This window comes from Enterococcus sp. AZ163 (genome assembly GCF_050498925.1).
Classification (GTDB): Bacteria; Bacillota; Bacilli; order Lactobacillales; family Enterococcaceae; genus Enterococcus_A; species Enterococcus_A ferrettii.
This window is the reverse complement of record NZ_JBIPAO010000001.1, coordinates 2,745,967-2,763,218: the sequence shown is the minus strand read 5'-3', so window position 1 is coordinate 2,763,218 and position 17,252 is coordinate 2,745,967. Positions and strand designations below refer to the sequence as shown.

The following is a 17,252-nucleotide window of genomic DNA, read 5'->3' as shown; positions in this document are numbered from 1 at the left end:
TCCCCTTCACTAACAATACAATCCAATTGATTAAAATTCCTCAGCTAGAATGAAAAAACGCTCTTTAAACAAAAGATGTCTAATGAGCGTTCAACTAATCTTGTATTTTTATTTTAGCAGTAACATTTAATCAACAATCTTAATTCCTAATCCAGCTGCGATAATCAATGCTTGTTCTTGATTAACAATTAAATCCTTTATTCGATCCTGGGAAAGCATAATTCGTTCAAACTCATTACTTGATAGGTCTAAACCAGACATTTTCGTGTTCATCCAATTGCTATTAGTTAATTCGTTATACTCTAAAAATAAGTGCTTCCAGGTAGACTCAAAAAATTCACTATCGTTTAGCTGACAATGATCAAACTGAACATTTTTTAAATTAGTTGCACTAAACGAAGCAAAATTACTAACGCAGTTGGTGAAACGGCAATCTCTCAAATAACTTTCAGCAAAATTAGTTCCAGTCAGCTTACATTGATCAAAAATCACCTGATGAAAGCTGCCACCGATCCAGTCCAAATTAGACAAATCACATTTCTCAAAAACGACATTGCTGCATTCGACGCGTTCTAAACGGGTCCGTTGCATGGTTACTTTCTTCATCCTCGAAGCGCGAATCATTAAATTTCGAGCAGTCAAATAGCTATAATCCATCTCATTGATTTCAATACCTTCGAAAGTAGCTTCGTCGTCTAAGTAGAAATCATTTGTAAAATGTCCGGGTAAAATCGGCTGAGCTGGTCGGTTCTTTTTCATGTCAGTTCTCCTTCTAATAGTCCGTAAATAAAGGTATCTTGCCAGATCGGCAAGTTGTTGGTGATTTAATTTAAAATAGGTATTACTTCTCAAGTGACCTTCACGAGTGAATCCGATCGATTCACCATGCTGTCCCTTTTTCCACGTACTTGTTCAGTATATCAGTTCTTTTTGTTCACTGAAATCTATTTTTACATGTCCACCTGTTTCCCTGGCATTAAATCCATCAGCAGTTTTTGATCTATTTGCTGAGCTGAAAAGCTTTTAGCTTCATTTACTCTAAGACCTCCTGTAAAAAAATCATCTGTTTCCAGCTGATTATGAATAATCGTTTGTTCTAAAGTAGCTTAATACTCGCTTCTTTATGCACCCTTATGATGAAAAACTTCTAAACGAACACCATTTGGATCTTCAAAAAAGACTGCGTAATAATTGGGAGCAATCTTATCATAATAACGAGCTTCGTCGTGTAAAATATTGACGTCTAACTGGCTAAGAGCCGTGTAAAAGTCGTTAACTGCTTGCTTTGATTCAGCCGCGAAAGCCAAATGCTGAATAGCCTTGGGCGTACGAACATCAATAGTAATGTCTCTTAACTCTTTTTTTGGTGAACAAATTGCGAAATCGAAGCCTTCGTGCATATACTCAACTACTGACATGTCCATATGAGGCAAATCACCTTTATACTTAGTGGTAATATCCCAGCCAAGAATTGTAAAGAGCTGATCGTAAAACTTTTCAGAAACAGATATGTCTTCAACTGTAATGTGTAAATGGTGAAACCGATACTTCATCGCTAACGCCCCTTTCTTAATCAACTACCCAATAGCTTTTGCCATCCTTTGTCCGATTCATAAAACCATATTCAATTAAATACCGTCGCAAAGTTACATAGTCATCATTGACTAACTGCAGAATGTCATTCACGGCCGTTTCAGAGTAATTTTTACTGGCGTCAAAATGCTCGATAATTTTAGTTAGTACGATCACTTTACGTTTTTCTTTGCTTGGCAAAGAGCTTAAACGCCCATCATCAGTAAAATAAGTCGCTAATACCTTATTCCGTTCTGCCGGTGTAATATGATAGCGTTCATCAATCATGCGCGCTCCCCGATGAGGCGGAATAAAGGGTTCATCATTCAGCAAACTCATAATGCTCAGAAAAACTTTGGCTTGCTTTTCCTTTTCTCTTAGCTTAAACCGATGATTTCTAACAGTGGATGTAGAAATCCCTAAACGTTGTGCGATTACCGGGTCGCTTAAACGGCGAGCAAACAACTCTAATATTTCTTGCTGAACTTCACTCAACCCGCTGATTTCTTTGCGCTGCGCAATTAAGGAACCTAATGCTCCAACATGTTTTGTATTCAAATGCTGGAGCATCGCTCGTTGAGCCGTAGCTTGTCGATCCTCAACTGGATAGATGTAACCGTCCTCATATTGCTGGTCACAATAGAGACAAGCAAATATTCCGTCATGGTAGCGATAACCCTTCTGATAGTCCTCAATTGTTTCATCCATAGTATTTCCAGCTCTTTTCACCCTTTTGTTTACATAAATGCTAACATAGATATATTTCGTTTGCAAATACACTAACAAAAATGCTAACAAGCATTTGCGTGTCGTGATTATAAAATGTGTGTCATACTTAAGAAAAAGAAAGAGGTGATCAGATGACCTCAGTAATGTGGTTTCGTCGTGATTTGCGTTTAGAGGACAATACAGCTTTATACCATGCCTTTGAAGATTCTGATGAGGTAATTTTACTGTTTCAGGTAAATCCCGAGCAATTCCTGAAAGATAGTGCCAACCAACATGCTTTTTTCGCAAGTGTGGCTCATTTTCAGGCAGCAGTAAATAAAAAGCTGCATCTGCAAATTTTATATGGTGATTTAGAAGAAAGCTTCAGTAAGTTAAAGGAAAATCTAGAGAATTGGGATCGTATTTATTTCAATTATGATGAGCGAGGCTTTGGAGCTGAACGTGACCAGAAAATGCGAGATTTTTTTAAGAAAAACAATATTGTAGTGCATGATTACATGGATCACCATTTACACGGGGCTAAAGAAATCAAGAATCAAAGTGGAGATCCTTATAAAGTGTATACTCCTTACTACAATCAATGGAAGCAATTAGCTAAACCAACGCCGGTCAAAGTAAAGCTGTCTTCAGAAAAGGTTGTAAAGGATAGCTTGTTTGCTGAGGATGAGAAAAAATTCGAGGAATTGTGCAAAGATCTTCCAGATAAGTCCTTTTATAAATTAGGATCAAAAGCTGCCAAACAACAATTGGAGCATTTCCTTTTAGAAGACGTTGTTGATTATACGAAAGCGCGGGATATTCCGGCACAGGACCGAACCAGCCGCCTCTCCCCTTATCTACGCACTGGTGAGATTTCGATTCGAACAGTTTGGCAGCAGCTGCAAGAAACTGAGAACAGCGCTGGCAAGCAAACCTTCGAAAAGGAATTATGCTGGCGTGATTTCTACAATATGATTTATGCCGTTAATCCAAAGCAAAAGCAGCAACCGATTCAAACTAATTTTCAATTCATTCAGTGGAGTGATAACCAAGATCATTTAAAAAAATGGCAGGAAGGAAAAACTGGGTATCCAATTGTCGATGCTGCGATGAGACAGTTAAATCAAACTGGCTGGATGCATAATCGACTGAGGATGATCGTGGCTTCTTTTTTAACGAAAGACTTGTTAATTGATTGGCGTGAAGGAGAAAAATACTTCCAGAAAAGTTTAATTGACTATGATCCTGCCAGCAACATCGGCGGTTGGCAATGGGGCGCCTCTACTGGCACTGATGCAGTTCCTTATTTTCGGATTTTTAATCCAACGACTCAATCTGAAAGATTTGATGCTTCAGGAGATTTCATTCGTAAGTATGTTCCAGAATTAAAGGATTTGCCGAAGAAGTTTATTCATCAGCCCGACAAAATGTCAGAGGATGAGCAAGCTGAGTATGGTGTTTTATTGGGTGAAGATTATCCTAGTCCTATTGTTAATCATAAGGAAGCTCGTCGCAAAGCCCTATCAGCCTATGAAGGCAGCCGAGAGTTCGCTAAAGAAGTACCTGAATCTGATGAAGACTAAAACAGGCCGCTAAATTCAAATATTGAATTCAGCGGCTTTTATAAACCATTAATTCAGTTGGATACCCAACTTCAATCAATTCTTTGCGAGGTGTGAAACCGACGTTGAGCAGACGTTGTCTTTCACCAATGTCTAATTTATCTTTCGCTCTAAAGGTGGTGGTTGATAAGTTTTTTTGGTCAAAGATTGTTAAGGCTAGAAGTTGCTTTAATAAGCGTTCCTCAATATCTTCATCCCATAGAAATGGTAAGGAAGATAAACCATCTATCCGATTGTTGGCTTGGTCATAGATTAATAACCCGGTTATCAGTTCTCTTGAGACTGCTACCCAGACATGCTCCTTTTTTATTCGCTGATTGACTGCGTAATAGAAACTTCGCTCTTCGTAATAAGGAAAGGCCCATTGGATATGTTCCATATAATCAGCTAATTTGGATAGTTCTTCCATTCTTGCCAAACGAATAATACTCTTGCTTGGAAATTGATAAAGCAGTCGGTTACTAGCTCCAACCAAACCAAAAATTCTTTTTTGCCGCCGAAACTGGCTGGGAGAAACCTTGTATATTTCCTTGAAGGCTTTGGTAAAAGATTGCTGGTTTTGATAACCACTGATCAAAGCAATAGCAATAATAGATCGATTGCTTTTCAACAAACACTGCGCTGCTTCATGCAGGCGGCGCTTTTTTATATAATCGTATATGCTCCAGTTGGTAGCTACTGAAAATTCATGCTGCAAGTGATGCTTAGAGTAATGCAACTGCTGGGCCATAATTTCTAACGATATGGGCTGATCTAAATGTTCATCAACATATTGTTCAATAGTAGTAATCAGTTTACTCAAGAGGCACCTCCTTCTATCAAAATCAGCTGATGAATTGCACGAGTGGCAGCGACAAATAATTGCTGATGGCCAGCTCGACCCGCAAAATTATCCACTTGGCTGTCTAATACAATTACTGCATCAAACTCTAATCCTTTAGCTGTGCCGACACCACACAAATAAATCCCCACTTTGTCAAGAGTCTGGTTGTTGTCCTGCAGTAAAGTAATAGAAATCGAATCCTTTAGACGATCATACCAGTTTTGTGCCTGATGTGTGTTTTTCGTAATTAAGGCAATTGTTTGGAAATTGGAAGTTAACATCCTCACCTGCTTTTTTATTACTGCCAATCGATTGCTGTCTTCAATTTGCAATACTACAGGATCTGCTCCGTGGCGAATAACTGGTTCAATCAACTGATCTTGAATTAATCCTTTGGCAAAATTCATAATTTCGAAGGTTGAACGATAGCTCTTAGTTAGCTGCACTAAGTTGGCGTCCGAAAAAATCTGCTGAAGTTGGGAAAGATTCATAAAATTAGTTACTGTTATTTGCTGTGTATAATCGCCGACTAATAATTTTTGGCAAGGGAATAAATCCTTGATCACTCTCAGCTGCATCATCGTGTAATCCTGTATTTCATCAATCACCACATATTTGTTTTCTTCAAAGGTTAGTGTCTGATCAAAAAAGGATTGAATATGAGCTAGTGGAAACAAATCAGAGTAGCAATAGCTTTTAAGTGGTTGAATGTCTTGATCACTTAAAAAAGCGTCATAAATAGCAGCGCTAGAGCGATAGTTTAAGCATTGGATCAGCTTCTTCTTTAATTGATTCTTTGTAGGCAGTCGCTTTGGTCGAAACGGCTTATTCTTAACTTCTTCTATTATATCATTGGCAATCATCTCGAGACGTATAACAATTGGCTGCCGCCGATAGGCCTGAAATCGTCTATTTAAATAATCGGGAGGAAATTCATAGCTGCCAACTTCCAGCAATTCTGCTTCGAAAATCGTTTGTTCCATCTTGTATAAAAAGTTCTGCAGATCTTTGACACTTTTTGATGTAGCCAAATAGCTGATTTGAGCAGGCAGCTGGTCTGCTATCGCCAACTCGGTTTCTTCCAATCGAGAGATCGTCGCTTTCTGCTTAGTTAACTGCTCCATCAGCAAATCAATACTCCATTCATTCACTGGTTCTTCGCCGAGCTCGGGTAACACTTCAGAAATATAGCTGCCAAATACACGATTCGGAGATAAAATCGTAATTTGATCGGAAGAGAGTCGTTCTCGCTCCTGATACAAAAGAAAAGCTATCCGATGTAAAGCAATCGATGTTTTGCCTGAACCAGCTACACCATGGACAATTAAATCTTTGTGATTAGTGGACCGGATAATTTGACTCTGCTCTTTTTGAATTGTGCTGATAATCGTAGACATTCGCCCACTTTGTTGGTTACTCAGTTCCTTTTGCAAAATGTCGTCAAAAATAGTTGTGTGCGTATCTAATACATAGTTAAGTTCACCCGCTACAAATTTCAGTTGCCGTTTTCCAGTAATAGCTCCCTTAACTAAACCGTTAGGAGCCTCATAATAAGCAGCACCAAAGTCAAAATCATAAAAAAGGCTGGCAATCGGTGCTCGCCAGTCGTAAATCAGCAGCTGGTTTTGTTCGTTTGAAAAGGAAAAGCGTCCAATGTATAAGGCGTCAGCCTTTGTTTCACCATCAAAAAGAAAATCAACTCGAGTAAAATAGGGATTGGATAATTGTTTTTGCAGCTTTTCTAACTGCTGGAACTTAATTGAACTAGCTAAAATTTGCTGCTCCTGCAGACGAACATTAGTAAACATCTCATGAGGATCAATCTCTCCTTTGTAGTTAACCAGATATGTCTGAAACTGCTGTAGTTCCTCAGTAGCTGAATTCAAGGAGCCAGTTAATTGTTTTTGCTGAGTCAGCATTTGCTGTTTAATCTGCTCCCAATTTTTTTGTTCTTCCTTTTCAATTGCATTCATGATCTAGTCACTCCCTTTAGTCACATCAATCATTTATTATAAAGGAAGCGTCGAGCGTATTTTTGTCCAATCCTGCGACTTTTTATTGCTCTAAAGATTGATAAAATTGTAACAACTGCTGTTTGCGTTCAGCTGGTAAATCCTTCTTAGATATTTCCTGGATAGCGCCTTCAATCCCGTAAAGCATATGCAAGCAGGCTCCCGCATCTCGCTGCATCCTAATCTTTAAAAACGTCGCCTCAGTTCCGGATTTTTTTAAGTCTTCAGAAGATTCAATCCCAATAGCCGTTAAATGTTCAGCTAGCACTTTTCCAACGTTAGGTAAGGTTTGTAATTCTGTCATCGTTTAACTCTCCTCCAAGCTGGTAAATCCTTCATCATCGTTTCTACGACTCCGACAGCTGCATCGGCATCAATTCCTTGAGTCCGGATGACAAAAGCGAGTAGGTTTTCCCGTTTTTCTTTGTAGGTTTGCATTCGTCCATCAGGCGTAGCGCAATGTAAACAATAGTTTTTACTAACGTCTCCTTGAGCATGATCCTCCGGTTTTTCCATCGGCATTCCACAAGCAATACATTTCTTCATTTTCTATCAACCTTTCCGTACTAAGTGTAAATAGCCTTCAATCCATTCATCCTTATAACGTTCAATCACTGACGTATCTGGTGCAAACATAACCTTGTTCTGCAGATAGTAATGAATAATTCCAAGCCAGGTATTAAAAAGCAAATGAGGCGGTATACCTGTAAGTTGACCTTCTTGCTCTAATAAAATCAACAAATGGGCGGATAAGGTTGACTGATGACCAAATAATTTCTCTTGAGTTGTCTTGGGCAAAGCTGTCATGTTAGTAATTATTTGTGTGTAAAAAGCTTCTTTCTCTTGCAACAGGGCTAGATGCTGAGCCAAAAATTCTTCTAATGTTCCGCTGTTAGCCACAACCTTATGAATACGAGTATTCATGCTTTTGAAAAAATTATTAATGACTATATCAATCAAATCTTCCCGTGTAGGAAAATGTAAAAACAATGATCCATGAGCTAATCCAGCTGTCTGAGCAATTTTACTGGTAGACACTTGGAACCCTTCTTCAGCAAATAATCGACTAGCTGTTTTTATGAGTTTTTTTCTGGTTTGTTGTTTCTTTTTTTCTCGTACTGACTCTGCCATTTTACTGACCCTCCACTCACTGAGTATACACTCATTTTATTATTGAAACCATTCTCTGTCAATTGATCTTTTCGACTTTTTCCTTAAATGGTAAGATAAAGATACTTCAGCAGAAAGAGAGTCAATTATGAAAACCTGGGAAAGTATTCAACAAACCATCAATTATATAGAAGAAAATTTAGGAGAAATCATCACCTTACCAGATTTGGCTGCTGTGGCGCATCTCTCTCCATTTTATTTTCAGCGTCTATTTAAGAAACTAGTCGGCCGACCAGTCATGGAATACGTGAAGTTGCGGCGTTTAGCTAAATCCTGTCAGCTCCTGATAACTACCAAGGGGAAGATTTTAGAAATCGCCTTAGCAGTCGGGTTTAATAGTCATGCTTATTACACAAAAGCATTTAAAGCTGCTTACGGCATGACACCTGAGTATTACCGCTTGGAAAAACCGGCTTTGAATCAAATGCTTCAGCCGGACTTAACAATGACCCAAGTCATCCTGACAGAAAATGATTCTTTTATTACTGAAGACATGGTGCTGAAGATTCAGCATCGTAATTTGACTGAGGCAGAATATTATCAGGGCATTATCGGGCAGCTGATAATTGGAAATAATATCCCAATTGGCGGGACAACTGGGATTAATCAGGCTAATACTCTTTGGCAGGAATTTCACCAACTAAAAGCGGAGCTTCCAGAACTATTTACTGGAAATATTGAGTTAGGCGCTTCTTTTCTGCAGGATTCTTCGCTTGATCCTCTGGCCTTAAGATCATCACAGACCTTTGATTATTTTGCAGGTGGAAAAGTGAAGCAACCAAAGCATAGTGCACTAAAGACATGGTCGGTTGAACCAGGGGATTATATTGTTTGCAGCTTTGAGGCAGAAAATACAGACGAGATGAGAAATGCTGCTCTTGCTAAAGCACTCAGTTATCTGTTGGGGACATGGCTGCCGAGACAACATTTAATCACCGAAGCTTATTCACTAGAAAAATATTTTACAGCCCCTGCTGAGGAGGCTGCTGCAATAGAAATTTGGGTAGCACCATTACCAATGCCATAAAAGAAACCTGCCGCCATCTCAGCGACAGGTTTCTTCTTTATAAGGAAGCTTCAAGATATGGCTTAGTAATAGAATCTTCACTATCCAGTAATTCTTGAGGAGTTCCGCTAAACAGAATCTCTCCCCCTTTGGCTCCGCCTTCTGGTCCAACCTCGATTAACCAATCTGCCTGCTTCATAATAGCTAAATGGTGTTCCAATAAAATCAAACTATTGCCTTGATCTACCATTTGATTAAACAGTTGAAGCAGCTCCTGGATATCAGCCAAATGCAAACCATCCGTTGGTTCATCCAGTAAATAAATGGAGCCTTTTTTATGCAGCTGCCCTGCCAGCTTTAAGCGCTGGAGTTCTCCGCCAGATAAAGTGGTTAAGGATTGATTTAGTCGAAGATAGCCTAAACCTACATCCACTAAAGCCTTTAATTGCTTACTAAACTTTTCTTTCACGAAAAAGTGATAAGCTTCATTCACCGTAAAGTGTAAAACATCGACAATACTTTTACCTTGGTAATGATACTTTGCGATCTCTGGTGCGTAACGTTCCCCATGACAAACCTCACAAACTGTTACGATATCCTCCATAAAGGACATGTCAGTTACAATGACTCCTTTTCCGTGACAACGTGGACAAGCACCTTTGGAGTTATAGCTGAAGTAGGCAGCGGAGATATCATTCGCTTTAGCAAACAATTGCCGAATGTCACTGAACACATTTAGATAAGTTAGCGGTGTTGATCGCAAATTAATTCCAATATTCTTCTGGGAAATTGCTACAATCTCACGTCCTTCTTCCAATGCCGTCTGGCGGACTGCTTCACCTAAAGAGCTCTTTCCTGATCCAGCCACGCCGCACAAAACGGTGAGGACACCTAAAGGTACATCCACTGAGACGTTCTTCAAATTATGAATCGAACTGTTTTTCACCTGTAATGAATCAGTTGATTTTCGTACTTGCGACTTCAACGGCAAGCGGCTTTGTAATAACTGACTGGTGATGGTTCCGCTTTTGAGAAAATCCTGATAACTGCCTGCAAATTGAATTTCGCCACCGGCTTCACCTGCGCCAGGACCCATGTCAATAATATAGTCAGCTGCTTCGATTAATTGTGGATGATGTTCTACTAAGATGACTGTGTTGCCCTTATCTCGCAGCATGGTTAAAGCTTTTTTGAAGCGATCAATGTCTTTTGGGTGCAATCCGGCACTAGGCTCATCCAACACATACATAATATCCGTTAAAGAGCTGTTGATATATTTGGAAATTTTTATCCGTTGTGCTTCCCCACCAGATAATGTTCCTGTAGAACGAGCTAGGGTTAAATAGCTTAATCCAATATCCAATAAGGCAGCTAAACGTTTTTGTAATTCTCGTTTGATATCTGCCGCTAAAGGACCATCGATTATTTTGATAAAATCAGTTAATTCATCCAAAGACATTAAAACTAGATCTGAAATATTTTTTCCTTTAATTAAACAAGTTCTTACCCGATCATTGACTCTTGTCCCGTGACAAGCTGGACAAGTTTCTACTGTAACAAAGTGATTCAATTGTTTTTGATGTCTTTTCCCTTCATCTTTATTCAAAATGCTGCGCTGCATGCGAGGAATAAGTCCTTCGAACAAAGCTGTATGAGGCCATTCTTTAGGCGGATTTTTCAACTTAATTTGTGGTGAATACAAGAATAAATCCAATTCTTCCGATGAGTAATCCTTAATTTTTTTGTCTAAATCAAATAAGCCACTGTTAGCATACCTTTTCCAACGCCAAAAGCCATGGTGAAAGGTAGGAAAATCGATGGCATCTTCATTAAGGGATTGATTAAAATCCACTAGTTTATGAATGTCGATGGTAGTAGTTAGACCTAGACCATCACATTCAGGACATTTTCCCTCTGGATGATTGAATGAAAAGGTATCGGAATAACCAATAAATGGTTCCCCTACTCGAGAAAAGAGCAGGCGCAAAAAGGTGTAGATATCAGTATAAGTACCGACTGTTGAACGAGCATTTGCAGACAGTTTTTTTTGGTCAATTACAATTCCCACCGGCAATTGTTCAATAGCTGCAACTTCTGGTCGGCCGTACTTAGGTAAATATTGTTGTAGAAAGCTGGGGAAAGTTTCGTTTAACTCTCGACGTGATTCTGCTGCCAGAGTGTCAAACACCAGTGATGACTTTCCAGAACCTGATAATCCAGTAACAACCGTTAGCTGCTTTTTGGGTATTCTAGTTGAGACATTTTTCAAATTATTTTGCCGAGCATCTTTGATCGTGATCCATTGCTGTTCCATGAACGAACCTCCTTATTATTGATCAAAATAGTTGGTCATCTCTAGTCTAGGACATTCTAGCAAGGAACGCAAAGAAACCAATTTTGGGTGTCATTTATTAAGTAATCATCACAAACCTCCTATTTAGTTTGACGCCTTTTACTAAAACCTATAGAATAAATGATGATTGCACTTTCAGAGATAAGGAGCGTTATATGTCTCATATAAAAAAATATAAAAACTTTGTAAATACTAGAATCGGCTTTTTTAGTTTACTGATAGTATTACTATGGGTAAAAAATATGTTCGGTTATGTCATGGATTTTCACCTAAGCTTGCAAAGTCCTTTACAGTTCTTCATTTTAGTAATTAATCCGATTAGTGTTTCTATGTTGCTGATCAGTATTGGTTTGTTCATTAAAAGAACACGCGTTGCTTATACAGCCTTGTTTGGTATCTATCTGCTATTATCGATTTGGCTCTTTTCCAATGCAGTCTATTATCGAGAATTCACGGACTTCATTACCATTAATACCTTACTAGGTGCTGGACAGGTTTCAACTGGACTAGGAGAAAGCGCGGTTCGTTTATTTAGAATCTACGACGTCTTTTACATTGTCGATTTATTTATTCTTCCGTTTTTATTATGGAAGAAAAAGATTAAAATGGATGATCGAGTTCCTCGTTTACGTCAAGCTACTGCGTTAGCAATGGTTTCACTTTTAATCGGAAGTGGAAATTTGTTTTTAGCTGAAATCGATCGTTCAGGGTTACTCAGTCGTCAGTTTTCTCGTGAACATTTGGTAAAGTATCTTGGAATCAATGCCTTTACCTTTTATGATGGATATCAAACCTATCAAAATAATCAGGTTCGAGCTGAAGCTAGTCCAACTGATTTAAAAGAAGTTGAGGATTACGTTGATGAGCATCAAGCGGCACCGAACGATCAAATGTACGGCATTGCTAAAGGTAAAAACGTGGTTTATATCCATTTGGAAAGCTTCCAGCAGTTTTTAATTGATTATCAGTTGACTGATGAAAACGGCGAAGCTCATACCGTTACACCATTTCTGAATAGCTTATTCCACGATCAAAGTACTTACAGTTTTGATAACTTTTTCCATCAGGTAAAAGCCGGTAAAACTTCTGATGCAGAAACGCTGCTGGAAAATTCTTTATTCGGTTTAAATCAAGGGGCTTTATTTACACAAATGGGTGATAAGAATACCTTTGAAGCTGCACCCAATATTCTACAGCAAACAGCAGGTTATACTTCAGCGGTTTTTCATGGTCACTCAGCTAGCTTTTGGAATCGAGATGCTACCTATAAGCATCTTGGCTATGACTATTTCTTTGATTCAAGCTATTATGATATTAACGAGGAGAACTCATTCCAATACGGGATGCATGATAAACCGTTTCTAAATCAATCAGTTCAATATTTGGAACACTTACAACAACCTTTCTATGCAAAAATGATTACGGTGTCTAATCACTACCCTTATTCCAGCTTTAATAATGATGAAGACGGGTTTCCAGTTGCTAATACAAATGATTCTACTATCAACGGTTACTTTGCTACAGCGAATTATTTGGATACAGCACTGCAGGAATTTTTTGATTATATGAAAGCAAGCGGTTTGTATGATGATTCTATTTTCGTGCTTTACGGCGATCACTATGGAATTTCTAACACCCGTAACAATGAACTCGCGCCGTTATTAGGGAAAACCTCTGAGGATTGGGGTGACTTTGATAATGCTCAAATGCAACGTGTACCTTTCATGATTCATATCCCTGGTCAAACCGATGGGGAAGTTAATCATACTTATGGCGGACAAGTAGATGTTTTACCTACGTTGCTGCATTTATTGGGAATATCAACTGATGATTACTTGATGTTAGGTCAGGACCTCTTTTCTTCAGAACACAAACAAGTAGTTGCTTTCCGAGACGGTGACTTTGTAACACCGGACTATACTTTCTATGGAGGCAAGGTTTACGATAATCAAACTGGTTTGCCAGTTGATGAGCCAAACCTAGAGCAGCAAAAACTTTTTACGGAACTAAACCAGGCAGTTGATGAGCAATTAATGACCTCAGATAAAATTAACAACGGAGATTTGCTTCGTTTCTATCAAGGCAGTAACTTAAAGTCTATTGATCCTCAAGATTTTGATTACCATGACCAACTAGAGCGACTGCTTCAAATTGAGGCTGATAAAGGTGGGAAATCGACCAGTTTATATAGTCAAAATGATGAACAAACAACTGTTCCACTTTACCGAACAGAAACCTATACTGAATACCAAAAATAGTGGGAATGATTTCCCACTATTTTTTATTTATTATTCTTTTTTACCTATCTACCCTACTCTTCCACTACAATTACAGCCAAATCCTCTGATTTTTCTAGTTTGGAATGATCTGAGGAGGAATACCCATCATAAACAACCACTGAAAATTCCTGCTTAGCTTTTATTGCTAGAGCGATCAACTTCGCTATAGTACTTTCCTGCAAGTTTCCATTAATCACTAATTTTTTACGAGATTTATTTAATATAGTAGTTAGCTTATCCATAGAATTCCGAGGATTCAGGTGAAAATCTTTGTACGTAATGAATTCGGAAATCTTTTTGGGCTTACAGCCTAATAAGATGTGCTTTTCTTCCAACACTGCTTTTGATTTATTTTGTCTTTCTAAAAGGTAACTCAAAATCATATTCATCCTTTTTCATCTCCTTTTTGATCCTTTACTTGAAGGTAAATTCAAAATGCTATACCATAGTTATAAACTATCCCTTAAAGGGAAGGTCAAGGAGAAACTAATGGATCATAAGAATATGTTAACGATCGGTAAGCTAGCTAAAATTTCGGGGGTTCATGTCAAAGCTTTGCGCTATTATGAACGTATTGGAATATTGCCGCCATCCTATGTAAATTCTGAAAACGGTTATCGCTATTATTCACAGGTCCATATTTATTTAGTTGAAACCATCAGGCTGTGTGCGGAATTGAGTATCCCCTTAAAAGAACTGAAAAAATATATTTCTGAAGATACGTTTACTATTTCTATGCAAGAAATTATTGAAACTGGAATCCAACTGGCCAATCATAAAATGCGACAGTTTCAGAATAATTTAGATTTTCTTGAGGAGATAAAACAAGAAATTCAGCGCTCCGACCGTTTGTTTCAAGCTAAAGAGGACCAAAGAATCACTATTCCTGATAAAGATTATTGGGTGATTCCCTTCGAAGAAAATTTTGACGAGGATAGCTATGATTATCACCAATTACTGAATGAAACTTATGGAAAGGTTTTGGAATTAGGTTTACGTCCGGTTTATGAAATGGGCGCTTTACTTAGATACTCTGGTGGGGATTATCGATCCTATCTTTTTCTAACTCTAGAGAAAAATCAGCAAAACCATTTGTATGAGAATACTCTCACGCTACCGGAAACAACTTATGTTTCCAAACTGACGGATACTAACCGACCACAGCTTGCTGAAGAATTATTTCCTGAGCTTTTCAGCTTGGAATATGATAAGGTGGTTTTCAAATTGGATATTATGACTAGTCAGTTTGATGTTCGTTCACCATTATTTGAAGTCCGGTGTTCGCTGCCAGCTGAAGATTAGACGCAAGCGTATTATTCGCATGAGTTTCTGATTTTTGTTCAAATACGGATGGAATTGCAGGCCGATCACCACACTGGCAGCTGGGCCAACTATATGTGGGAACGATTAATCCGTTTTAGAGAGCGATATTGTTGAAGCACTCAATCATTTTTGTGACGGTGACGCTACCTGCAGCACAAGTACAAGGCTACGTCGTTCCCGACAGCTTTACCCGTTCAAAGTAAAGATTGGTTTGATGGAGGTTATCACCTACGCTAGCTTTCGACATAGTGACATCTTCACGACGAATAATAGTAAAAAAGAAGAGTATCTCAATCATGATGATCGAGATACTCTTCTTATGTTCTAAGCTACGTTAGTTGGTACTGGTACAGGCTTTTCACCATTGTTGACAAAGTATACTTGATACCAAGTTAAGAAGGTATAGATAGTCCAAATTTTGCGTCGACCATCAGCCGTTCCTTCAAAATTATCATCCAATAGCTTCAAGATTCTCTCTTGATCAAAAAATTCTTTTACGAATTCCTGCTCAAACAAATTACGGATAATCTTGTAATATTTTTCTTCTCGTAACCAGTCTTTAATTGGTACAGGAAAGCCTAATTTTTCACGATTGTACCACTCCTCTGGCAAATGGCGGGCTGCCGCTTGACGGAAAGCATACTTCGTATTTTCTGCATTGATCAAATATTTCGTTGGTACTTGTTCTGAAACCTTCATTAATTCTTTATCCAATAAAGGGACACGTACTTCTAAGGAACTGGCCATTGATAACTTATCTGCTTTCAATAAGATATCTTTAGGCATCCATTGGTGCATATCCAAATACTGCATTTTTTTAATCTCTGACATATCTTGGACTTGGTCATAGTGTACTTGAACAATATCTTTAACACTAGGACTTGATTGATAAGTAGGTTGTAAGTAATCTACCGCTTCTTCTTCTTCAAATACCTTAGCCTGACCTATGAAGAAGTCTTCAGCTGGTGCTAAAGAAGTATATAAGTGCAAAGCACCACGGAATGATTTCCCTTTTAGACCGCGGCCAATTTTATAGCGCATGTCTTTAGGCAGTTTTTTTAAACCTTCAGCGACTACCTTTACCATTTTAGAATTTGTGTTCATCCCATAGGCTTGGTAACCGGCAAATAATTCATCTGCACCTTCCCCGCTAAGCGCCACACGAACATCACGACTCGCAAGTTCAGCCAGGAAATAAAGCGGCACACAGGATGGATTTGAATCAGGCTCATCCAAATGGTATTGAATCAATGGGAAATAATCAAAAGCTTCATCTCCAGTTACAACTCGAGATGTATTATTTAAATCAATTAGCTCGGCCAATTTTTTTGCTTCCACTGATTCATTATAAGTCTTGTCACCGAATCCGATTGAATAAGAATGTTCAGGACGTAATACGGCTGTTACATAACTAGAGTCAACCCCAGAAGATAAGAAGGAACCTACTTCAACATCAGCAATTCGGTGAGCTTCCACTGAAGAAATCACAGTTTTATCAATTAAATCAACTGTTTCTTCTAAAGTTAAACCAGTTTCCTTTTCATTAACATCCCAATATTGCTCAATCTTCAATTTACCATCTTTATAAATAAAGTAATGCCCTTCTTTAATGCGATACACATTTTTGAAGAAGGTTTCATCTAATGCCGAGTATTGAAAAGTCATATAAGGCTTCAAAGCTTCCTTATTCAACTCTTTTACAAAATTTGGATGCTTCAAAAAGCTCTTGATTTCTGAACCATACATAAAGGTTCCGTTCATTTGAGTATAATACAATGGCTTAATTCCAAAATGATCCCGAGCGCCAAATAATTCTTGTTTTTCTGTATCCCAAATAACAAACGCAAACATTCCACGGATTTTTTGCAGCAGATCAACACCATATTCTTCATAACCATGAAGCAATACTTCAGTATCGGCATGGGTTCTAAAAATGTGTCCTTTAGCAATTAAATCCTCACGAATGGATTGGTAGTTATAAATTTCACCATTAAAAGTAATAATCTTTGTTTCATCTTCGTTATAGATCGGTTGAGAACCGCCTTCCAAGTCAATGATACTTAAGCGACGAAAGCCTAAAGCAACACCTTCATCAATAAATTGACCAGAGCTGTTTGGTCCACGGTGAACGATGGTATCCATCATTTCCTTAATGACTTGTTCTTTTTGTGTTGTATTTGAACGATCAACGAATCCTACAATTCCGCACACACTGTCTACCCTCTTTCAAATAGCCTCAGATACACACTGGTATCAACTTTCAAAGTATATCATAGGATATCTCGACTTTCACGAATTGCGCAGATTTTCTATACAAATTGTCGAGAATTCTTAATTTTTTACAAAGGGATAGCGAAGAAAACGTTCGCTAATTCTTTTAAACT

General features: G+C 38.3%; 16 protein-coding genes. 4 read left to right on the top strand and 12 right to left on the bottom strand.

Going from position 1 to position 17,252, the window contains the following annotated elements:
- Nucleotides 1-126: 126 nt before the first annotated feature.
- The 3 genes from IGI46_RS13165 to IGI46_RS13155 all read right to left on the bottom strand — a co-directional run bounded on the left by IGI46_RS13165 (nucleotide 127) and on the right by IGI46_RS13155 (nucleotide 2,280).
- A complete protein-coding gene (locus IGI46_RS13165; RefSeq protein ID WP_429973557.1) occupies nucleotides 127-759 on the bottom strand; it encodes a pentapeptide repeat-containing protein in 633 nt (210 codons plus the stop codon).
- A 362-nt stretch (nucleotides 760-1,121) separates the two neighbouring features.
- Entirely contained in the window at nucleotides 1,122-1,553 is a 432-nt protein-coding gene (locus tag IGI46_RS13160; protein WP_429963553.1) for a VOC family protein, read from the bottom strand.
- Nucleotides 1,554-1,569: 16 nt separating this feature from the next.
- The gene (locus tag IGI46_RS13155) at nucleotides 1,570-2,280 is read right to left on the bottom strand and encodes a DUF2087 domain-containing protein (RefSeq protein ID WP_429963552.1); all 711 of its coding nucleotides are present in this window, start codon (nucleotides 2,278-2,280) and stop codon (nucleotides 1,570-1,572) included.
- A gap of 152 nt (nucleotides 2,281-2,432) precedes the next feature.
- On the opposite strand from IGI46_RS13155, the gene IGI46_RS13150 reads away from it, so the two are divergent.
- Nucleotides 2,433-3,863: a cryptochrome/photolyase family protein gene (locus IGI46_RS13150; protein WP_429963551.1), complete on the top strand. Its 1,431-nt coding sequence runs from the start codon at nucleotides 2,433-2,435 to the stop codon at nucleotides 3,861-3,863.
- A 28-nt stretch (nucleotides 3,864-3,891) separates the two neighbouring features.
- Here IGI46_RS13150 and IGI46_RS13145 read toward each other — a convergent pair whose 3' ends face one another.
- The 5 genes from IGI46_RS13145 to IGI46_RS13125 form a co-directional block, all read right to left on the bottom strand.
- Entirely contained in the window at nucleotides 3,892-4,704 is an 813-nt protein-coding gene (locus IGI46_RS13145) for a helix-turn-helix transcriptional regulator (protein WP_429963550.1), read from the bottom strand.
- Nucleotides 4,701-6,698 carry a HelD family protein gene (locus IGI46_RS13140; protein WP_429973556.1) on the bottom strand — a complete coding sequence of 666 codons (1,998 nt, stop codon included), beginning with the start codon at nucleotides 6,696-6,698 and terminating at the stop codon, nucleotides 4,701-4,703. Before IGI46_RS13140 ends, IGI46_RS13145 begins: the two co-directional genes overlap by 4 nt.
- Before the next feature lie 82 nt (nucleotides 6,699-6,780).
- The gene (locus tag IGI46_RS13135; RefSeq protein WP_207703498.1) at nucleotides 6,781-7,041 is read right to left on the bottom strand and encodes a TfoX/Sxy family protein; all 261 of its coding nucleotides are present in this window, start codon (nucleotides 7,039-7,041) and stop codon (nucleotides 6,781-6,783) included.
- Nucleotides 7,038-7,283: a zinc ribbon domain-containing protein gene (locus IGI46_RS13130; protein ID WP_429963548.1), complete on the bottom strand. Its 246-nt coding sequence runs from the start codon at nucleotides 7,281-7,283 to the stop codon at nucleotides 7,038-7,040. Before IGI46_RS13130 ends, IGI46_RS13135 begins: the two co-directional genes overlap by 4 nt.
- Nucleotides 7,284-7,289: 6 nt before the next feature.
- Complete coding sequence (locus IGI46_RS13125) at nucleotides 7,290-7,868, bottom strand: TetR/AcrR family transcriptional regulator (protein ID WP_429963547.1); 579 nt, start codon at nucleotides 7,866-7,868, stop codon at nucleotides 7,290-7,292.
- 127 nt (nucleotides 7,869-7,995) lie between these two features.
- Here IGI46_RS13125 and IGI46_RS13120 point away from each other — a divergent pair, with 127 nt between their 5' ends.
- Complete coding sequence (locus IGI46_RS13120; protein ID WP_429963546.1) at nucleotides 7,996-8,934, top strand: helix-turn-helix domain-containing protein; 939 nt, start codon at nucleotides 7,996-7,998, stop codon at nucleotides 8,932-8,934.
- Between the two features lie 37 nt (nucleotides 8,935-8,971).
- On the opposite strand, the gene IGI46_RS13115 is transcribed toward IGI46_RS13120, so the two are convergent.
- Nucleotides 8,972-11,227 carry an ATP-binding cassette domain-containing protein gene (locus IGI46_RS13115; protein ID WP_429973555.1) on the bottom strand — a complete coding sequence of 752 codons (2,256 nt, stop codon included), beginning with the start codon at nucleotides 11,225-11,227 and terminating at the stop codon, nucleotides 8,972-8,974.
- A 194-nt stretch (nucleotides 11,228-11,421) separates the two neighbouring features.
- Here IGI46_RS13115 and IGI46_RS13110 point away from each other — a divergent pair, with 194 nt between their 5' ends.
- Complete coding sequence (locus IGI46_RS13110) at nucleotides 11,422-13,524, top strand: LTA synthase family protein (RefSeq protein ID WP_429973554.1); 2,103 nt, start codon at nucleotides 11,422-11,424, stop codon at nucleotides 13,522-13,524.
- A gap of 53 nt (nucleotides 13,525-13,577) precedes the next feature.
- On the opposite strand, the gene IGI46_RS13105 is transcribed toward IGI46_RS13110, so the two are convergent.
- Nucleotides 13,578-13,934: a hypothetical protein gene (locus IGI46_RS13105; protein WP_429973553.1), complete on the bottom strand. Its 357-nt coding sequence runs from the start codon at nucleotides 13,932-13,934 to the stop codon at nucleotides 13,578-13,580.
- 100 nt (nucleotides 13,935-14,034) lie between these two features.
- Here IGI46_RS13105 and IGI46_RS13100 point away from each other — a divergent pair, with 100 nt between their 5' ends.
- Nucleotides 14,035-14,847 carry a MerR family transcriptional regulator gene (locus IGI46_RS13100; RefSeq protein ID WP_207703505.1) on the top strand — a complete coding sequence of 271 codons (813 nt, stop codon included), beginning with the start codon at nucleotides 14,035-14,037 and terminating at the stop codon, nucleotides 14,845-14,847.
- Nucleotides 14,848-15,034: 187 nt separating this feature from the next.
- Here IGI46_RS13100 and IGI46_RS13095 read toward each other — a convergent pair whose 3' ends face one another.
- Nucleotides 15,035-15,166, bottom strand: coding sequence for a hypothetical protein (locus tag IGI46_RS13095; protein ID WP_429973552.1), 132 nt, complete (start codon nucleotides 15,164-15,166; stop codon nucleotides 15,035-15,037).
- A gap of 26 nt (nucleotides 15,167-15,192) precedes the next feature.
- A complete protein-coding gene (gene asnB, locus IGI46_RS13090; protein WP_207703506.1) occupies nucleotides 15,193-17,079 on the bottom strand; it encodes an asparagine synthase (glutamine-hydrolyzing) in 1,887 nt (628 codons plus the stop codon).
- Nucleotides 17,080-17,252: the final 173 nt, after the last annotated feature.

Coding starts and splice junctions, on each gene's coding strand:
- IGI46_RS13165 (WP_429973557.1), bottom strand. CDS start 759: ATGAAAAAGAACCGACCAGCTCAGCCGATTTTACCCGGACATTTTACA.
- IGI46_RS13160 (WP_429963553.1), bottom strand. CDS start 1,553: ATGAAGTATCGGTTTCACCATTTACACATTACAGTTGAAGACATATCT.
- IGI46_RS13155 (WP_429963552.1), bottom strand. CDS start 2,280: ATGGATGAAACAATTGAGGACTATCAGAAGGGTTATCGCTACCATGAC.
- IGI46_RS13150 (WP_429963551.1), top strand. CDS start 2,433: ATGACCTCAGTAATGTGGTTTCGTCGTGATTTGCGTTTAGAGGACAAT.
- IGI46_RS13140 (WP_429973556.1), bottom strand. CDS start 6,698: ATGAATGCAATTGAAAAGGAAGAACAAAAAAATTGGGAGCAGATTAAA.
- IGI46_RS13135 (WP_207703498.1), bottom strand. CDS start 7,041: ATGACAGAATTACAAACCTTACCTAACGTTGGAAAAGTGCTAGCTGAA.
- IGI46_RS13130 (WP_429963548.1), bottom strand. CDS start 7,283: ATGAAGAAATGTATTGCTTGTGGAATGCCGATGGAAAAACCGGAGGAT.
- IGI46_RS13125 (WP_429963547.1), bottom strand. CDS start 7,868: ATGGCAGAGTCAGTACGAGAAAAAAAGAAACAACAAACCAGAAAAAAA.
- IGI46_RS13120 (WP_429963546.1), top strand. CDS start 7,996: ATGAAAACCTGGGAAAGTATTCAACAAACCATCAATTATATAGAAGAA.
- IGI46_RS13115 (WP_429973555.1), bottom strand. CDS start 11,227: ATGGAACAGCAATGGATCACGATCAAAGATGCTCGGCAAAATAATTTG.
- IGI46_RS13110 (WP_429973554.1), top strand. CDS start 11,422: ATGTCTCATATAAAAAAATATAAAAACTTTGTAAATACTAGAATCGGC.
- IGI46_RS13105 (WP_429973553.1), bottom strand. CDS start 13,934: ATGAATATGATTTTGAGTTACCTTTTAGAAAGACAAAATAAATCAAAA.
- IGI46_RS13100 (WP_207703505.1), top strand. CDS start 14,035: ATGGATCATAAGAATATGTTAACGATCGGTAAGCTAGCTAAAATTTCG.
- IGI46_RS13095 (WP_429973552.1), bottom strand. CDS start 15,166: ATGATTGAGATACTCTTCTTTTTTACTATTATTCGTCGTGAAGATGTC.